Origin of the sequence: Streptococcus rubneri (assembly GCF_004785935.1) — a bacterium.
GTDB classification, from domain to species: Bacteria; Bacillota; Bacilli; order Lactobacillales; family Streptococcaceae; genus Streptococcus; species Streptococcus rubneri.
Genome location: NZ_SRRP01000001.1, coordinates 226,794 through 242,378, shown reverse-complemented (window position 1 = coordinate 242,378; position 15,585 = coordinate 226,794). Strand labels below are relative to the sequence as shown.

General features: G+C 41.7%; 16 protein-coding genes. 4 read left to right on the top strand and 12 right to left on the bottom strand.

The genetic code is table 11. The features are described from left to right. Positions 1 to 184 precede the first annotated feature (184 nt). Positions 185 to 1,153, top strand: coding sequence for an NAD(P)/FAD-dependent oxidoreductase (locus E5S68_RS01330; RefSeq protein WP_135782037.1), 969 nt, complete (start codon positions 185 to 187; stop codon positions 1,151 to 1,153). Between the two features lie 39 nt (positions 1,154 to 1,192). Here E5S68_RS01330 and whiA read toward each other — a convergent pair whose 3' ends face one another. The 11 genes from whiA to cdaA form a co-directional block, all read right to left on the bottom strand. Next, a complete protein-coding gene (whiA, locus tag E5S68_RS01325; protein WP_135782036.1) occupies positions 1,193 to 2,113 on the bottom strand; it encodes a DNA-binding protein WhiA in 921 nt (306 codons plus the stop codon). After that, entirely contained in the window at positions 2,110 to 3,087 is a 978-nt protein-coding gene (locus E5S68_RS01320; protein WP_135782035.1) for a YvcK family protein, read from the bottom strand. The genes whiA and E5S68_RS01320 overlap by 4 nt, the downstream gene beginning before the upstream one ends. Beyond that, positions 3,084 to 3,980 (bottom strand): RNase adapter RapZ, encoded by an 897-nt coding sequence (gene rapZ, locus E5S68_RS01315; protein ID WP_135782034.1) that lies wholly within the window; start codon positions 3,978 to 3,980, stop codon positions 3,084 to 3,086. The genes E5S68_RS01320 and rapZ overlap by 4 nt, the downstream gene beginning before the upstream one ends. Positions 3,981 to 4,091: 111 nt before the next feature. Next, complete coding sequence (locus E5S68_RS01310) at positions 4,092 to 4,469, bottom strand: RidA family protein (protein ID WP_135782033.1); 378 nt, start codon at positions 4,467 to 4,469, stop codon at positions 4,092 to 4,094. A 16-nt stretch (positions 4,470 to 4,485) separates the two neighbouring features. Beyond that, on the bottom strand, positions 4,486 to 4,647 hold the full coding sequence (locus E5S68_RS01305) for a hypothetical protein (RefSeq protein WP_006596601.1): 162 nt from the start codon (positions 4,645 to 4,647) through the stop codon (positions 4,486 to 4,488). Positions 4,648 to 4,670: 23 nt separating this feature from the next. Further along, entirely contained in the window at positions 4,671 to 5,984 is a 1,314-nt protein-coding gene (gene obgE / locus E5S68_RS01300; RefSeq protein WP_135782032.1) for a GTPase ObgE, read from the bottom strand. Positions 5,985 to 6,029: 45 nt separating this feature from the next. Beyond that, on the bottom strand, positions 6,030 to 6,161 hold the full coding sequence (locus E5S68_RS01295; protein WP_135782031.1) for a DUF4044 domain-containing protein: 132 nt from the start codon (positions 6,159 to 6,161) through the stop codon (positions 6,030 to 6,032). Positions 6,162 to 6,382: 221 nt separating this feature from the next. Next, the gene (locus E5S68_RS01290) at positions 6,383 to 7,690 is read right to left on the bottom strand and encodes an Ig-like domain-containing protein (protein ID WP_135782030.1); all 1,308 of its coding nucleotides are present in this window, start codon (positions 7,688 to 7,690) and stop codon (positions 6,383 to 6,385) included. Positions 7,691 to 7,735: 45 nt separating this feature from the next. Further along, positions 7,736 to 9,091 (bottom strand): phosphoglucosamine mutase, encoded by a 1,356-nt coding sequence (gene glmM, locus E5S68_RS01285; protein WP_135782029.1) that lies wholly within the window; start codon positions 9,089 to 9,091, stop codon positions 7,736 to 7,738. A gap of 20 nt (positions 9,092 to 9,111) precedes the next feature. Further along, positions 9,112 to 9,879: a CdaR family protein gene (locus tag E5S68_RS01280; protein ID WP_135782028.1), complete on the bottom strand. Its 768-nt coding sequence runs from the start codon at positions 9,877 to 9,879 to the stop codon at positions 9,112 to 9,114. After that, a complete protein-coding gene (cdaA, locus tag E5S68_RS01275; RefSeq protein ID WP_135782027.1) occupies positions 9,876 to 10,724 on the bottom strand; it encodes a diadenylate cyclase CdaA in 849 nt (282 codons plus the stop codon). The genes E5S68_RS01280 and cdaA overlap by 4 nt, the downstream gene beginning before the upstream one ends. 181 nt (positions 10,725 to 10,905) lie before the next feature. Here cdaA and murT point away from each other — a divergent pair, with 181 nt between their 5' ends. From murT to E5S68_RS01260, 3 genes are read left to right on the top strand one after another with little or no spacing between them, the layout of a single operon-like run. Further along, a complete protein-coding gene (murT, locus tag E5S68_RS01270; protein ID WP_135782026.1) occupies positions 10,906 to 12,246 on the top strand; it encodes a lipid II isoglutaminyl synthase subunit MurT in 1,341 nt (446 codons plus the stop codon). After that, a complete protein-coding gene (gene gatD, locus E5S68_RS01265; protein ID WP_135782025.1) occupies positions 12,246 to 13,034 on the top strand; it encodes a lipid II isoglutaminyl synthase subunit GatD in 789 nt (262 codons plus the stop codon). The genes murT and gatD overlap by 1 nt, the downstream gene beginning before the upstream one ends. A 9-nt stretch (positions 13,035 to 13,043) precedes the next feature. Next, positions 13,044 to 13,334: a LapA family protein gene (locus E5S68_RS01260; protein WP_135782024.1), complete on the top strand. Its 291-nt coding sequence runs from the start codon at positions 13,044 to 13,046 to the stop codon at positions 13,332 to 13,334. 286 nt (positions 13,335 to 13,620) lie between these two features. Here the strand turns inward: E5S68_RS01260 and E5S68_RS01255 are convergent, their stop codons facing one another. Continuing rightward, on the bottom strand, positions 13,621 to 15,540 hold the full coding sequence (locus E5S68_RS01255; protein ID WP_135782023.1) for a fructose-1,6-bisphosphatase: 1,920 nt from the start codon (positions 15,538 to 15,540) through the stop codon (positions 13,621 to 13,623). Between the last annotated feature and the right edge of the window lie 45 nt (positions 15,541 to 15,585).

Genomic DNA, 15,585 nt, shown 5'->3' with positions numbered 1-15,585 from the left:
TATAAATAAAAAAATAATAATAATTTATTCTATCAGAATATTTAACACTTGTAAATAAAGTGAACATTATTTTTATAAATTATTCCCAGGATTTATCCCACTCTATCAGTGTAACCTTCTTACTTTCTATTTATGTCCGAATTATGTTACAATATGTCTAGTTACACATCACAAAGGAGTTCTCATGTCTGAAATTTATGACATTACCATTATTGGAGGTGGGCCTGTAGGGCTCTTCGCCGCCTTCTATGGCCATATGCGTCAAGTAAAAGTCAAATTGATTGATTCCCTTCCCCAACTAGGTGGCCAACCCGCTATTCTCTACCCTGAAAAACGAATCCTGGATGTTCCTGGTTTTACCAACCTAACAGGGGAAGAATTGTCCCAACGGTTGATCGATCAATTAGAAACATTCGAGACCGACATTTGTTTGAATGAAACTGTTTTAGCTATCGATAAAAATGAGGACCATTTCCTTATAGAGACCACAAAAGCTCAGCATTATAGTCGTGCTGTTATCATTGCGATGGGAGGTGGCGCTTTTAAACCACGGCCATTAGAGGTGGATGGGGCTGAAGAATTTGAAAACGTCCACTACCATGTTTCAAATATCCAACAATATGCTGGTAAACAAGTTGCCATTCTTGGTGGGGGAGATTCTGCTGTTGACTGGGCCCTTGCCTTTGAGAAAATAGCGCCAACGACTCTAGTCCATCGTCGCGAGAATTTCCGAGCTCTCGAACACAGCGTTGAAGAATTGAAGGATTCTTCTGTCTCTATTAAAACCCCTTATATTCCTAGCCGTTTAATTGGAGAAAATGGCCGTGCTAGCCACCTGGAAATTACCAAGGTTAAATCAGATGAAATCCATTTACTCCCTATTGATGAACTCTTTGTCAACTACGGTTTTAAATCATCTGTTGGAAAATTGAAAGAATGGGGCTTAGACCTCCAACGCCATAAGATTCTCGTGAACCGCAAACAAGAAACCAGTCGCGAAGGAATCTACGCATGTGGCGACTGTTGCTTCTACGAAGGAAAAATCGACTTAATTGCTACCGGTCTGGGTGAAGCTCCTACTGCGGTAAACAATGCCATTAATTACATCTATCCGGATAAGAAAGTTCAACCAGTCCATTCGACTAGTTTGTAAGAAAAAACCTTTGAATCAAATGATTCAAAGGTTTTTTTCTTATAGTTCATCTAGCTCGTCAGCTATCTTATTGATTTTTCGCAAGCGATGATTGACGCCACTTTTGGTTAAGGGAGTCTTCAAGACATCCGCAATTTGCTGGATGGAATAGTCAGGATTCTGGATTCGAACATAGGCAACTTCCTGAAGCTCTACAGGAAGACCTCCCAAACCAATAGTATCCATAATTTTGACGATATTGTTAATGGTCTTCATACTAGCCGTTACTGTACGAGCAATATTGGCCATCTCAGCATTATTGGCTCGGTTGAGGTCATTTCGCGCCTCTCGCATCACCTTGACGGACTCAAATTCCTCTAAGGCATGATTAGCTTCCACCAAGATCAGAAAATCTATAATATCCTCCGCCCGCTGCAAATAAGTAATTGCCCCTTTTTTGCGTTCGATGGTCTTGGCATCCAACAAAAAGTGTTGCATCAGGCTGGCCAAGTCCTGGGCATGGTCAGAATAAACCGAACTAATCTCTAATTGATAGCGACCAGACTCGGGATCCTTGATGGTCCCACTAGCCAAGAAAGCCCCTCGCAGGTAGGCTCGACTCGCTTCGTCTTCTTCTAAGATTCTCGGATCAATCCCTGTCTCAATTCCAAAGAAGGAATCCGCTAAGTGTAAGTCAGCCAGCATCTCTTCCACTTTTTCATCAATAGAAACAGTATAGACTCGGTTCTTCTTCAAGTTTGTTTTTTGATGGTGACGAATATCGGATTTGACCTGATAAAACTCTAAAATCAATTCATAGATATGTCGGGCAATCTTAGCGTTTTCTGTCGTAAGAGATAAACTCAAGCCCCCCATACTTAATCCCAAACTGCCTGACATCTTAATCAGAGCAGATAACTCACTTTTTTCGAAGCGATGTAGGGTCAAAAGCTCCTCTTTTACTTTAATGGTGAAACTCATTTGACCACCTGTACAATTTGCATCAACTCATCTACCACGGCTTCTCCATCATGGAAGGCTCCACCATTTTCCAGACGAAGGAAATTAGAGGAAATGACTCGCGGTACTTGAGATGAGAGACCTGCAAAATCATGTTCTACTTGGACTAGGTATTCGTCGAATCGATTGGAATTCATATATTCCTGAGGAACTTTCTCAATATTCACCAAAACAGTATCAATAAAGGGCTTCTTCAAGTGTTTATGAAGGACGGATACATGGTCACTATCCGTAAAGTGCTCTGTCTCACCACGCTGGGTCATGATATTGCAAACATAGGCGACATCTGCTTCGGTTTCAACTAAAGCCTGACCAATTTCTTCAATCACCAAATTTGGAAGAATAGAAGTAAAGAGGGAACCTGGACCTAAAACAACCAAATTACTTTCTAAAATAGCATCTACTACTTTTCGACTCGCTCTTGGAGTCTCATCATTATAGGTATTGGTGACATAGACATAATCAATCATACCCTCATGATGAGCAATCTCACTTTCCCCAGCTACTTCCGTACCATCTGTAAAAACTGCATGAAGTGTAAGGGGAGTGTCACTAGAAGGATAGATTTTCCCTGTTGTATGAAAGAACTTGGTCAATAATTGCATGGCATTATAGGTCGAACCTTGCATTTCAGAAATCCCCGCAATAATGAGATTGCCTAACGGATGCCCTGCTAGGGGGCCATCATCTTCTGCAAACCGGTATTGAAAAACTTTTTCATAAAAGCGGGGCATATCTGACATGGCCACCAGTACATTGCGTAAATCTCCTGGAGGTGTTAATTGTTGAATATTTTTACGAAGCTCCCCTGAACTTCCTCCGTCATCTGCTACAGTGACGATAGCTGTAATATCCACATCTTTCTTTCGAAGACTATCTAGGATGACTGAAATTCCTGTACCGCCTCCGATAACGGTCATTTTAGGTTTTCTCATGAGCGATTCACCGTTTCTTTCCTTCGGTCTTTGTCGCGATGACTCATATTAACTATCCAATCTTTAGCTAGATCCCGTCCAAGGCGAGCAGCAAAGGCAACCGAACGGTGTTGACCACCTGTACAGCCCATAGCAATGGTCAAAACAGACTTCCCTTCTCTCTTGTAGGATGGCAAAATTGGCTCAATTAAGTCATAGAGGTGACGATAAAAGTCTTCCGACTCTTGATGATCCATGACATAGTTATACACTGCATCATCTAATCCCGTTTGATTCCGTAGCTCTGGTTGGTAATAAGGATTCGGTAGGAAACGAACATCAAAGACCAAGTCAGCATCCAATGGAAGACCATATTTAAAGCCAAAGGACATGACTTCAATCCTAAATTCTGGCTGACTATCCTGTCTGGAGAATTGCTCAGCAATCACTTTTCGAAGATTACGAGGAGTTAATTCCGTCGTATCAATGACATTTTGACTCATGTTTTTAAGTGGAGCCAAAAGTTCCCGTTCTAGGGTAATCCCATCTAAGACACGCCCATCCGCAGCCAGTGGATGGCTACGACGAGTCTCTTTGTAGCGAGCAACCAATTCACTATCGGTCGCATCCAAAAAGAGAATTTTAAAATCAATCCCTTCGTGGTTCTCTAATTCGTCTAAAATGGAGCGAATTTCTGCAAAGAAAGACCGACTACGCATATCTACCACTAAAGCTAACTTGTTGTTATCCATGGAGAGTTGAATCAACTCTATAAATTTTGGCAAGAGAGCTGGAGGCATATTATCAATGGTGAAATAGCCCATATCTTCGAAGGACTGAATAGCTACGGTCTTTCCTGCACCACTCATTCCTGTTACAATGACCAGTTGAATGGTCTTTTCTGTATCTGTCATCCTAATCACCTTTTCCTTACAAAAAAGGAGGAGGCATCATCTTTCCAGTTGGTCAGTCGATGGCTCTCACTCCAACATTCTTTTTACCCGAATGCATTCCTTTTATTGAGACTAAACTTCTGCAATGACTTCGATTTCGATTTTGACATCGCGTGGCAAGCGAGCCACTTCCACTGCAGAACGTGCTGGAAATTCACTTGAAAAAGCTGTTTTGTAGACCTCGTTAAAAGGTACAAAATCATTCATATCACTTAAGAAACAGGTTGTTTTAACTACGTGATCAAAGTCCGTTCCAGCTTCCTCAAGGATAGCAGCAATATTCTTCAACACTTGTTGGGTTTGTTCTTGGATGGTTTCTCCAACAATTTCACCAGTTTCTGGTGAAAGAGGTACTTGCCCACTTGCAAATAAAAGATTGCCCACAATTTTTCCTTGAACATAAGGTCCAATTGCTGCTGGTGCTTTGTCTGTGTGAATTGTTTTTACCATTTTCTTCTCCTGATTCCTAATTTTCACTGGATGCTGCTAATTTTTCCCGTTCTAAGCGTAACTTACGTTTGGGATTCAGCTTATTAAAGAGTTCTTCCAATTTTTCTGCATTCCAAACGTCTGCAGCAGAGACAAAATTTCCGTCTTTATCACGAAAGGATATAGGTTTATCTCCCATCTTCTTCTCCTCTTTAGCTCTAACTAGTCAACAAATTCAAATTCGAATTTACCGATACGTACGATATCTCCATCTTTGGCTCCACGCGCACGAAGGGCTTCATCGACACCCATTCCGCGCAATTGACGCGCAAATTTCATGACAGACTCATCGCGATCAAAATTGGTCATATTGAAGAGCTTCTCTAGCTTATCACCGGACAAAATCCAAGAAGCATCATCATCACGATTAATCTCGAAGGCTGGTTGTTCCTCATCAAAGCCGTAATAAACTTCTTGATCTTCCATATCTTCGTCCGTGTAGAGCAAGAATTCTGGTGTTTTGTCTAATAAGTCTGCTGTTGCTTCTAACAAGTTGTCCAAACCTTGATGCGCTAAACTAGAGATTGGGAAGATTTGTGGCAGTTCATCAAACTCGTCGTAGTTGGCCGCCAATTTTTTCTTGAACTCTTTCAAATTTTCCTGGCTCTCCGGCATATCCATCTTATTTGCCACGATAATCTGAGGACGTTCCATCAAACGAAGATTATAAGTTTCGAGTTCTTTATTGATTTGAACATAATCTTCATAAGGATCGCGTCCTTCACTGGCTGACATATCGATGACATGCAATATGACACGGGTGCGCTCGATGTGACGAAGGAACTGGGTGCCTAGTCCCACTCCTTGGCTAGCCCCTTCAATCAATCCAGGAAGGTCAGCGACTGCAAAGGATTCACCCGATGGTGTCCGAACCATCCCTAAATTTGGAACGATGGTTGTAAAATGATAGGCTCCGATTTTTGGTTTGGCAGATGTAATCACACTGAGAAGGGTCGATTTCCCTACAGACGGGAATCCAACCAAACCAACGTCTGCTAAGACCTTGAGTTCTAATTCGAGTTCACGTTCCTGACCTGGTTCCCCATTTTCTGAAATCTCGGGAGCTGGATTTTTAGGAGTTGCAAAACGGATATTTCCTCGTCCTCCGCGACCGCCATGGGCCACAATGTACTCTTGGCCATTTTCAACCAAGTCCGTTATGACTTTTCCTGTCTCTGCATCTCGCACGGTAGTTCCTTGGGGTACTCGAACATAGAGGTCTTCTGCTCCTCGTCCGTGCATCCCTTTAGTCATACCTTTTTCACCAGATTGAGCCTTAAAATGGCGGTTATAGCGGAAGTCCATCAGGGTCCGTAGACCCTCATCGACTATGAAGATAACATTACCTCCGCGTCCGCCATCGCCTCCCCAAGGTCCGCCATTGGGAACATACTTTTCACGACGGAAGGCGACCATGCCATCTCCACCATTCCCAGCCTTGACCTTGATTTTGGCTGTATCTAAAAACATACTCATAATTTAACGTTTTCCTTTTATTAGCAAGTGCTACTTGGAATCCTCTTAGTAGGATAGTGCACCAAATGCTGCAGCAAAAATTGCTCCAACAGTTACAATTAACATAATCACAATGACCACCATGGTCAACTTTTCAAATAAAGTTTTTTTGCGTTTTCCATTATCTCCAAAAGCCACGTTTTTTACCTCTATTACAAAAAATTCATTTGCCTTATTTTACCATGAATGACGGCTTTTTTCAAACATGGTCTTCTTTTGTTGCTTCGAAAGATAGCTTGCAAAATTGATAATTACACAAGCACCTTCTCCAATTCAATCCTATTTAGTTTCCGTCATTATAGGGGATTTTGTTCAAAAAAAGACTGGACACTTATCCAGCCTTAATAGAAGATTCATGTTTAGGATTGTTTCTTAGAACGGAATATAACGAGTCCTAAGGCACATCCAAGTAGACCCATCCCATAGATAAGCGGAGTTATCTTTTCACCGGTACTTGGAAGAATTTTTTTCTTAACAGGTTTTGCTACTGCTTCTTCTTTTACAGAAGATGCTGATGAGCTTGATGAAGAGCTTGATCTAGATAAACTTGATGAGGAATGATAACTTGACGAAGATGATGTGCTTGATGAAGATGATGAGCTTGATGAAGAACTAGAACTTGATGAAGATGATGTGCTAGGAGTCGGTGGCGTTTGTTCCTTCTCACCCAATCCTTCTCCAGATCCTGATTCCAATCGCAATTCGCGAGTTAAGCTACGCGGTTCTGGGAAATTAGTTGCTTTCCATGTTAGTGTATTATGAACAATATCCCCGACTTTTGTACCCGGAGCTACTTTTGTAGAATATTCAATATACATTGGCCAATTGTAGTTATCACCAAAATTAATGGTAAATCCAGTGACTTGACCATTCGCATTCTTATCAAAAACAGCTTTTTTAGTAAAGTTATCGAGAACTGGAAGACTTAAGATGTGCGCTTCATTCTTAATGCCACCTTCTACAGGAGCAAACCGAACGGCACGCAAGCTACCCTCAACTAGAGTTAAACCATCTCCGAACTGGTCTTTAATAACCATTCCACGAAGCATATCTTGGCGGGCATTTAAGATAATCCGCCATTTAATAATGGTTGGATCAGACTTATCTTGGTAGCCATATTTCATCTCATAGTCTCCAGCTTCTCCATCAGTCTTTTCATAATTCAATGAAAAATCTGTATTGCCTAGTTTAAACTGGATTGGGGATGTTTTAGTGACCACTTCTGAGTCTACTTTTACATCAAAATGCAAGGCAACTCGTTTATTGAGTGGATGAGATACGAAATAGTCATTAAAAGTAACTGTCACTGTTTTCTTAACAGTATCAACAACAGCTTTCCCCACAGTCTGACCATTTAATTGGCCTGCTTCAAGAACATCAAATTCCAATGCTGTGTAGAGGGCTAATTCTCTTGGCAAACTAAGTGTTAAGCTATCACCAGCTTGAATGGCTTGCGAATCAGGGAAAGTCAAATAAACGCTTGCTGACAATTTTTCATTCGTCAACACCTTGCTCCCATTCGTTAAAGTTTTACCATCTTTCGTAAGGCTTGCTGTCTGTGTAAAAGATGAGACTTCTGCTGCCTGAATTGTTTTAGTAAGACCACTTGCAAAGACAACCATTAGTAGTAAGACAAGTGACCATACAATTTGACGGACCTGTTTCATATATACCTCCTATGCCCACATCGAGGTGAGACTTTTTTCCTTTTTTTAATTTTCAAGACCAATTTCTGCTTTTACAACAGCAGCAATGGTATCCACATAGTAGTCGACTTCTTCATGACTCGGTGCCTCCGCCATGACACGAAGAAGGGGTTCAGTTCCACTTGGACGGACCAAAATACGACCATTTCCAGCCATTTCGGCCTCCATCTTTTCAATAATTTCACGAATCGCAGGTACTTCCATGGCCTTATCTTTCATGCTGTTTTCCACTCGGATATTAACCAGCTTTTGAGGATAAATGGTCACCTCTGAGGCTAAGTCAGAGAGTGAACGACCTGTTTCCTTCATTATCTTGGTCAACTGAACTGCACTCATTTGACCGTCACCCGTTGTATTGTAATCCATCACGATAACGTGTCCAGACTGTTCCCCACCAAGATTATAACCAGACTTGCGCATTTCTTCCACGACATACCGGTCCCCAACAGCTGTAATGACCTTGTTAATCCCCTTAGCATCTAAGGCCTTGTGGAAGCCAAGATTGGACATGACGGTTGTTACGATGGTATTTTCTTTTAGGAGCCCTTGTTCGGAAAGGTAAGAACCAATGATATACATGATTTTGTCCCCATCGACAATATCCCCATTTTCATCAACGGCAATCAAGCGATCACTATCCCCATCAAAGGCTAAACCAATGGCCGCTCCAGATTCTCGAACAGCTACCTGCAAGGCTTCTGGATGAGTTGAACCGACATGGTCGTTAATATTCAATCCATTTGGACTTTCACCAATCACTGTCAACTGGGCACCTAAATCTGCAAAGACTTGGCGGGCACTTGTTGACGCAGAACCATTGGCAGTATCCAGTGCAACATGTAAGCCTTCCAAAGGAGCACCAGTAGAAACAAGGTATTCTTGATACTTACGTAAGCCTTCTCGATAATCCATTACCGTCCCTAAGCCTTCAGCACTTGGGCGTGGAAGAGTATCTTCTGTAGCATCTAGGAGAGCTTCAATTTCCAATTCTCGGTCATCATCTAATTTGTAGCCGTCATTTCCAAAGAACTTAATTCCATTGTCAAGAGCAGGATTGTGACTAGCTGAAATCATCACACCAGCACTCGCTCCTTCTGAACGGACTAAATAGGCCACACCGGGAGTTGCAATCACACCCAATTTATATACTTTAATCCCGACGGATAAGAGTCCCGCCACCAAAGCACTCTCTAGCATTTCACCAGAAATACGAGTATCTCGACCAACAAATACAAGAGGAGTCCCTTGTTCATGTTGACTGAGGACGTAGCCACCATAACGACCCAATTTAAAGGCCAATTCAGGTGTTAATTCTACGTTTGCTTCTCCACGGACACCGTCCGTTCCAAAATATTTTCCCATTCTTTTCATCCTTTCGATAATTATTTAGAGGATTCTTTTGACGTTTCCTCGTTTGAATGATTCTCACTTGACGACGAAGTTGAGGCATTTGAACCATTCAATTTCGTTTCAATCTTAATGTACAATTCTGATGGTGAAATAATGACTGGTAAAACATTCCCTGCACTATCTACCGCCTTCAAGGAAACCGTTGCAGAATAGCTACCACTGATGATATCCCCTTCAGGGAAGATAACCTCGACATGATCAACCTTGGCCAAGGTATCCCTGTCACTGGTGACAGACACTGTCAGCTCAGACAGGGCAACACTGGTGAAGGTCCACCCAGGAGCGATTTGATTATTCGGAGCATTCACCTCTACATCAAATTTTTTGGTCTTCTTCTTTCCAATTTTTGCGGTCACCTTTTGAGGCTCAATAGTCGCAGTCAAGCCAGCTGGGAGATCTTCAACCTTTAGCTCAATTTCATGCTCCCCTTCTTTTAAACTTCTTAAATCTGCCACCACTTTGAATTTTCGAGTACTTGCCTGCATTTCTGATGCCAAAGCCACCCGATTCGAACCTTTTAGAAAGACGGTCACTTCAGAGCTAATCCCACTGATAAAATACTTTTTATCGTCGTATTTTACATCAATAGGGATATTGGTTAACGTATTGGTGTAGGTCTCTGAACTGACTTGACGAGCTCCACTATTGTTCTGGAAATTAACAGACGTTGCATTGATAAATAAGAGGCAAGAAAAGAAGACAGAGCTAACGATGTAGGCTATTTTTCTTTTTGGAATCATTTGAATCGTCCTCCAAAAATTCTAGATTTCAAGTCTTTCTTCCCTTGATCCTCCGGTATAATAAAGGAACGTAATTCCTGTTCAAATTCTTCTAGGCTAAGATCGTGTTTAAAGGTCCCATTACGGGTAATAGAGATTCCACCCGTTTCCTCCGAAACAACAAAAGTGAACGCATCCGTTACTTCGGATAAGCCAATAGCCGCCCGGTGTCGTGTACCAAATTCTTTTGAAATACCTGTACTTTCCGTCAAGGGCAGGTAGGCACAGGAAACGGCAATTTTATCATTAGTCACAATGACGGCTCCATCGTGCAGGGGAGTATTTGGAATAAAGATATTAATCAAAAGCTCACCAGATACATTTGCATCTAAAGGAATCCCGGTTGAAATATATTCTTGCAAAGTTCGGCTTCCTTGAATCGCAACCAGAGCTCCAATCTTACGGGGACTCATATAAGCGACAGCTTTTACATAGGATTGCACTAGCCGTTCTTCTGGACTAATCTGATTACTGGTAAAAAACTCTGTAGCTCGTCCCAATCTCTCTAGACCTGTTCGAATTTCAGGAGAAAAAATGACAACTGCTGCAATAACCCCATAGGTAATAATCTGATTAATCAACCAAGAGATGGTTGTCAAACCAATCATATTGGCTATCAATTCAATCAGAATAAAGGTAAGAACCCCACGGACTAAGATCATAATTTTAGTCCCAGCAATGACCTTGATAAAATAATACAAAAGCCAGGCCACTATGGCTATATCAATGAGGTTAACAATAATATTCCAGGGATTGGAAAATAAACTGGCCCAATACTGGGGGTTTGATAACTGTTGGATATTCACAAAATCATACCTACCACTTCTCATCTACATCGACCATCAGTTCCTACCTACAGGGAAAGCTTGTCATGAACAGACTCTCTCCAACAGTTAGTCTGAAGGTCAAACTACTCTACATCATTATATCATGTTTCAACAGATTTTTCTGTAACCTTCTTCTAGTTTTTGTGATAAAATATGAATTATGAAGATTAAGACTAGTATTGGGCTCTTAGCCGGAAAAACAAGTAGTCGCCTCTTGCGTATGCTTGGTCGTGGCTCTACGCTTCCAGGAAAGATTGCCCTTCAAATTGATAAAGATATTTTGCAACATTTGGCGGAAAACTACGAGATTGTGGTGATTACAGGTACCAATGGAAAAACCTTAACAACGGCTCTCACAGTAGGAATTCTTCAAGAAGCGTTTGGACCCATCGTGACCAATCCTAGTGGTGCCAATATGATTTCTGGCATTACAACGACCTTTTTGAATGCAAAGGCTTCTTCTGGCCGTCCGATTGCTGTTCTTGAAATCGATGAAGCCAGCCTGTCTCGAATTTGTGACTACATCACTCCGACCTTGTTTGTAATCACCAATATTTTCCGGGATCAAATGGATCGCTATGGGGAAATCTACACGACTTATCGGATGATTTTAGATGGGATTAAAAAAGCGCCTCAAGCGACTGTTCTGATGAATGGGGATAGCCCACTTTTCCACACCCTTCCCCTACCAAATCCCGTTCAATATTTTGGATTTGATACGGAAAAAACAGCTCCTCAATTAGCCCACTACAATACAGAAGGAATTGTCTGTCCAGAGTGTCACGGTATTTTAACTTATCAATTAAACACCTATGCCAATCTGGGGGATTACATTTGTGAAAGCTGTGGCTTCCATCGTCCTCCATTGACTGTGGCGGTTGATGAATTAACTCAATTGACCCACACTTCTTCTCGATTTAAAATTGGAGACAAAGAGTATTCCATCAACATTGGAGGTCTCTATAATATCTATAATGCCTTGGCAGCTGTTGCAGTAGCCCACTACTTTGACGTTTCTTCGGAGGTGATCAAACACGGATTTGACAAGAGTAAGGCTGTCTTTGGTCGTCAGGAAACCTTTAAGATTGGGGATAAAGAATGTACCTTAGTCCTGATCAAAAATCCAGTTGGTGCGACCCAAGCCATTGAAATGATCAAACTAGCTCCTTATCCATTTAGCTTATCAGTCCTCCTCAATGCTAACTACGCAGATGGGATCGACACCAGCTGGATCTGGGACGCAGACTTTGAACAAATCACCCAGATGGACATTCCAGAAATCAACGCTGGAGGGGTACGCCACTCTGAAATTGCTCGGCGAATTCGCGTCACTGGATATCCGGCTGAAAAAATCACAGAAATGGCTGCATTAAAAGAGGTCTTCCAACGCATCCAGCAACAGGAAACACCTCACGCCTATATTTTAGCTACCTATACGGCCATGCTAGAGTTCCGTGAACTTCTAGCTCAAGAACACCTGATTGAAAAGGAGATGAATTAATGACTTATACTTCACTACAATCCCCTAATCAGGCAAACTACCAGTATGAATTAAGAATTGCCCACCTTTATGGAAACCTGATGAATACCTACGGAGACAACGGCAATATCCTCATGCTCAAGTACGTTGCGGAGAAGCTTGGTGCTCATGTCACTGTGGATATCGTTTCTCTCAAAGACCGCTTTGATCCAGAAGTCTACGATATCGCCTTTTTCGGTGGAGGCCAAGACTATGAGCAGGCCATTGTATCAGAGGATCTATCGGATAAAAAAGAAGATCTTGAGCGCTTTATCCAAAATGATGGGGTTGTCCTCGCAATCTGTGGTGGCTTTCAACTCTTAGGAAAGTACTACATTGAGGCCTCTGGAAAGCGTATTGAAGGTTTAGGAATCCTGGGCCACTATACCCTTAATCAAGAAAACAATCGCTACATTGGCGACATTAAAATCCATAACGAAGAGTTCAATGAAACCTACTATGGTTTTGAGAACCACCAAGGTCGGACCTTCTTGGCAGAGGATGAAAAACCGCTGGGCAAGGTTGTCTACGGAAATGGGAACAATAAAGAAGATGGTTGCGAAGGCGTTCATTACAAAAACGTCTTTGGTAGCTACTTCCACGGTCCTATTCTCTCTCGCAACGCCAATTTGGCCTATCGCTTGGTGACAACAGCTCTAAAGAAAAAATATGGACAAGACATCGTCTTAGCGACTTACAATGATATCTTAAGCCTTGAAAAGGCGGAAGAATATGCTGATGTGAAAAGCAAAGCTGAATTAGAAGAATAGGGAGCCAAAATGAATAAACGAAAACTACAATATGTTGCACTACTGATTGCAGTCTTGCTTATTGCGATTATTTCCTTGGCCAATATGCAAACGGTGACTGTGAACTTTTTGCTGGTCCAATTTAAACTCCCTCTCATCATTTTGATTCTGGTTTGTGTCCTTCTTGGTTCGCTGGTGACTTTCTTAGTCAGCCTTCCAAAAAATTTCTCATTAAAACATGAGTTAAAAGAGGCTAAGAAACAACTGGGACACAAAATGTCTGGTGATAAGAATAAAGACAAAAAGATCGATGAAGCATAAAAAAGCACCAATTCCGGTGCTCAGAACGCAGACAAACCCCACCAGCAATAGAAAGATTGCCATTTTGTAGGTTAGGCGCCATATAGTAAAAACTCTTAAGAATGCTGATGTAGCGCTATTCTTAAGAGTTTTTTACTTTCTCTATTTTAAAAAAAGACTGAAGAACCAATGAACTGCACCCCAAAAGTTAGATTTTTTCTATCTAACTTTTGGGGGGCAGTTCAAACCAATTCCAGTGCTTTTTTCTTTGCTCAAACTCTCGCAATTCTATCCTACAATCTCTTCCTCAATAGTCCTCATAGTGACGATAGAGCCATTCTAAATCTTGAATCTCTTGGGATAATTTTTTCCCAATCGTTGTATCCTTAACTAGCTTACGATGGGTTGCCAATTCCACCAATCGTTTAGTAGACATAATTCCAGCTTGACCTGCTAAGACTGTTGCTATATTCTCAAATGGTTTATGGGCCACTAATTCTAGACCATAACTATTGGACACTAAGGTGTAGCCCGCTTGTCCCGTTGTTTTTTGGTAGCCCTTGGCAAAGCCTCCATCAATGACTAAGAGACGACCATCTGCCTTGATTGGATTTTCTCCATCGATTTCTCGAACAGGAGTATGACCATTGACAATATGATGCTGAGGATCTACACCAAACTCTTGCAGTATCCGTTCACAAATGTCCGGATACTGTCGAAGGGTATAATAGGGATTCTTCTTTTCTTCATGACTTGCCTTATCCTCTATGTAGTAACGCTCAAAGGTGGTCATGGCAGTCTTTCCAAACAAGGAGGAAGATTCTCCCACCCACAGATACCAGAACAGGTCTGTTGCCAAATCCTCATTGATATCTGGACGACGATAGGACTTCCGTATTTGCTCTTCAAAGAAATCCAATAAGGCTTTTCCACTATAGGAAGTTTGCTGGATGCGCAAGGATTTGAAATCACCATTATCATGCATCGGGATACAGCCATGATAGAGTAAGACATCATTATAAGCTAGATACATGGATCCTTGCTCGAAGAGAAAATCAACATGCCGCTTCAACCGTTCAGAAGATTGGAAGTTTTGTCTTAATTGGCCCAACAGGGCTTCTTCTTCTTCTGTTAGGCGGCCAGGATTCTCAGGATCAATACAAGAAGCATTGAAGTCTTTCAAAGGATAAGTTGCTTGACCTAGGCTAATCGTGCCTGCTTCATAATTGATCTTTCGTAGCACTTGCCGATGTCCCATCTGAAAGTCAGCTTGTCTCTCAATCAAGGCATCCTCTAACTTAAACTGTAGGATTGCTGTAGCCTGTTGCAATTGGTTGAGAAGGACTCTTTCCTCTTGGCTAATATCCCCTTCGTCTAATATCGGATCAAAGGAAGGCTCAGGACGATAATGGGTCTGGCTATAAGTAATCAAGGGACGAAGATTGATCCCGTAGCAGTCTTCAATTAAGCTTAAACTGTTGTAACGAGCAGCAATCCGAATATTGTTCACCATACATATCAAAGAACCAGCCATGGCTCCCATCCAGGTTACATCGTGATTCCCCCATTGAATATCTACTGAACGAAAGGCCATCAAGCGGTCCATGATCAAGTCAGGAGCTGGCCCCCTATCATAAATGTCCCCCACAACATGAAGGTGATCGACAGCTAAGCTCTGAATCAACTCGGCTAAAGTAATGATGAGGAATTCTAACTTCCCAAGATACCGAACCTTGTCAATGATTATCTGGAAGTACTGCTCTTTGTTGGCACATCGTTCAATCTCAGCCAAAAGTTCTTCAATAATATAGCTAAAGTGCCGAGGCATGAGTTTACGAATTTTAGAACGAGTATACTTGCTTCCAATATACTGAACCAGTTGAACCAGATCCGGCACCATGTCTGCTAGCATCTTTTGAGTTGCTGGAAGTCCTTCCTTCTCCACTTCCCACTTGATTTTCTCTTCAGGGTAATAGATGACAAAAGCTAGATTATCTTTTTCCTTTTCTGATCTAGTCTCTTCAAAGCACTCTTCGATTTTCTTGCGAACGATGCCCGAACCATTTCTCAACAAGTAATCAAAAGCCCCGTACTCGCCGTGAAGATCACTGACGAAAAATTCTGTCCCTTTTGGAAGATGTTGGATCGCTTCTAAGTTGATTAACTCTGTTAAAACCGAATCTTTGTCCTCAAAACAGTCCTTCAATAAGCGATAATATTTTTTCATTTGTCCCCTCCAAACTGGCTAAAACGAATTAGAAGATATGATTCT

Bases quoted from the DNA above. Each gene is read 5' to 3' on its own strand.
- E5S68_RS01330 (WP_135782037.1), top strand. From the start codon at position 185: ATGTCTGAAATTTATGACATTACCATTATTGGAGGTGGGCCTGTAGGG.
- whiA (WP_135782036.1), bottom strand. From the start codon at position 2,113: ATGAGTTTCACCATTAAAGTAAAAGAGGAGCTTTTGACCCTACATCGC.
- E5S68_RS01320 (WP_135782035.1), bottom strand. From the start codon at position 3,087: ATGAGAAAACCTAAAATGACCGTTATCGGAGGCGGTACAGGAATTTCA.
- rapZ (WP_135782034.1), bottom strand. From the start codon at position 3,980: ATGACAGATACAGAAAAGACCATTCAACTGGTCATTGTAACAGGAATG.
- E5S68_RS01310 (WP_135782033.1), bottom strand. From the start codon at position 4,469: ATGGTAAAAACAATTCACACAGACAAAGCACCAGCAGCAATTGGACCT.
- E5S68_RS01305 (WP_006596601.1), bottom strand. From the start codon at position 4,647: ATGGGAGATAAACCTATATCCTTTCGTGATAAAGACGGAAATTTTGTC.
- obgE (WP_135782032.1), bottom strand. From the start codon at position 5,984: ATGAGTATGTTTTTAGATACAGCCAAAATCAAGGTCAAGGCTGGGAAT.
- E5S68_RS01290 (WP_135782030.1), bottom strand. From the start codon at position 7,690: ATGAAACAGGTCCGTCAAATTGTATGGTCACTTGTCTTACTACTAATG.
- glmM (WP_135782029.1), bottom strand. From the start codon at position 9,091: ATGGGAAAATATTTTGGAACGGACGGTGTCCGTGGAGAAGCAAACGTA.
- E5S68_RS01280 (WP_135782028.1), bottom strand. From the start codon at position 9,879: ATGATTCCAAAAAGAAAAATAGCCTACATCGTTAGCTCTGTCTTCTTT.
- murT (WP_135782026.1), top strand. From the start codon at position 10,906: ATGAAGATTAAGACTAGTATTGGGCTCTTAGCCGGAAAAACAAGTAGT.
- gatD (WP_135782025.1), top strand. From the start codon at position 12,246: ATGACTTATACTTCACTACAATCCCCTAATCAGGCAAACTACCAGTAT.
- E5S68_RS01260 (WP_135782024.1), top strand. From the start codon at position 13,044: ATGAATAAACGAAAACTACAATATGTTGCACTACTGATTGCAGTCTTG.
- E5S68_RS01255 (WP_135782023.1), bottom strand. From the start codon at position 15,540: ATGAAAAAATATTATCGCTTATTGAAGGACTGTTTTGAGGACAAAGAT.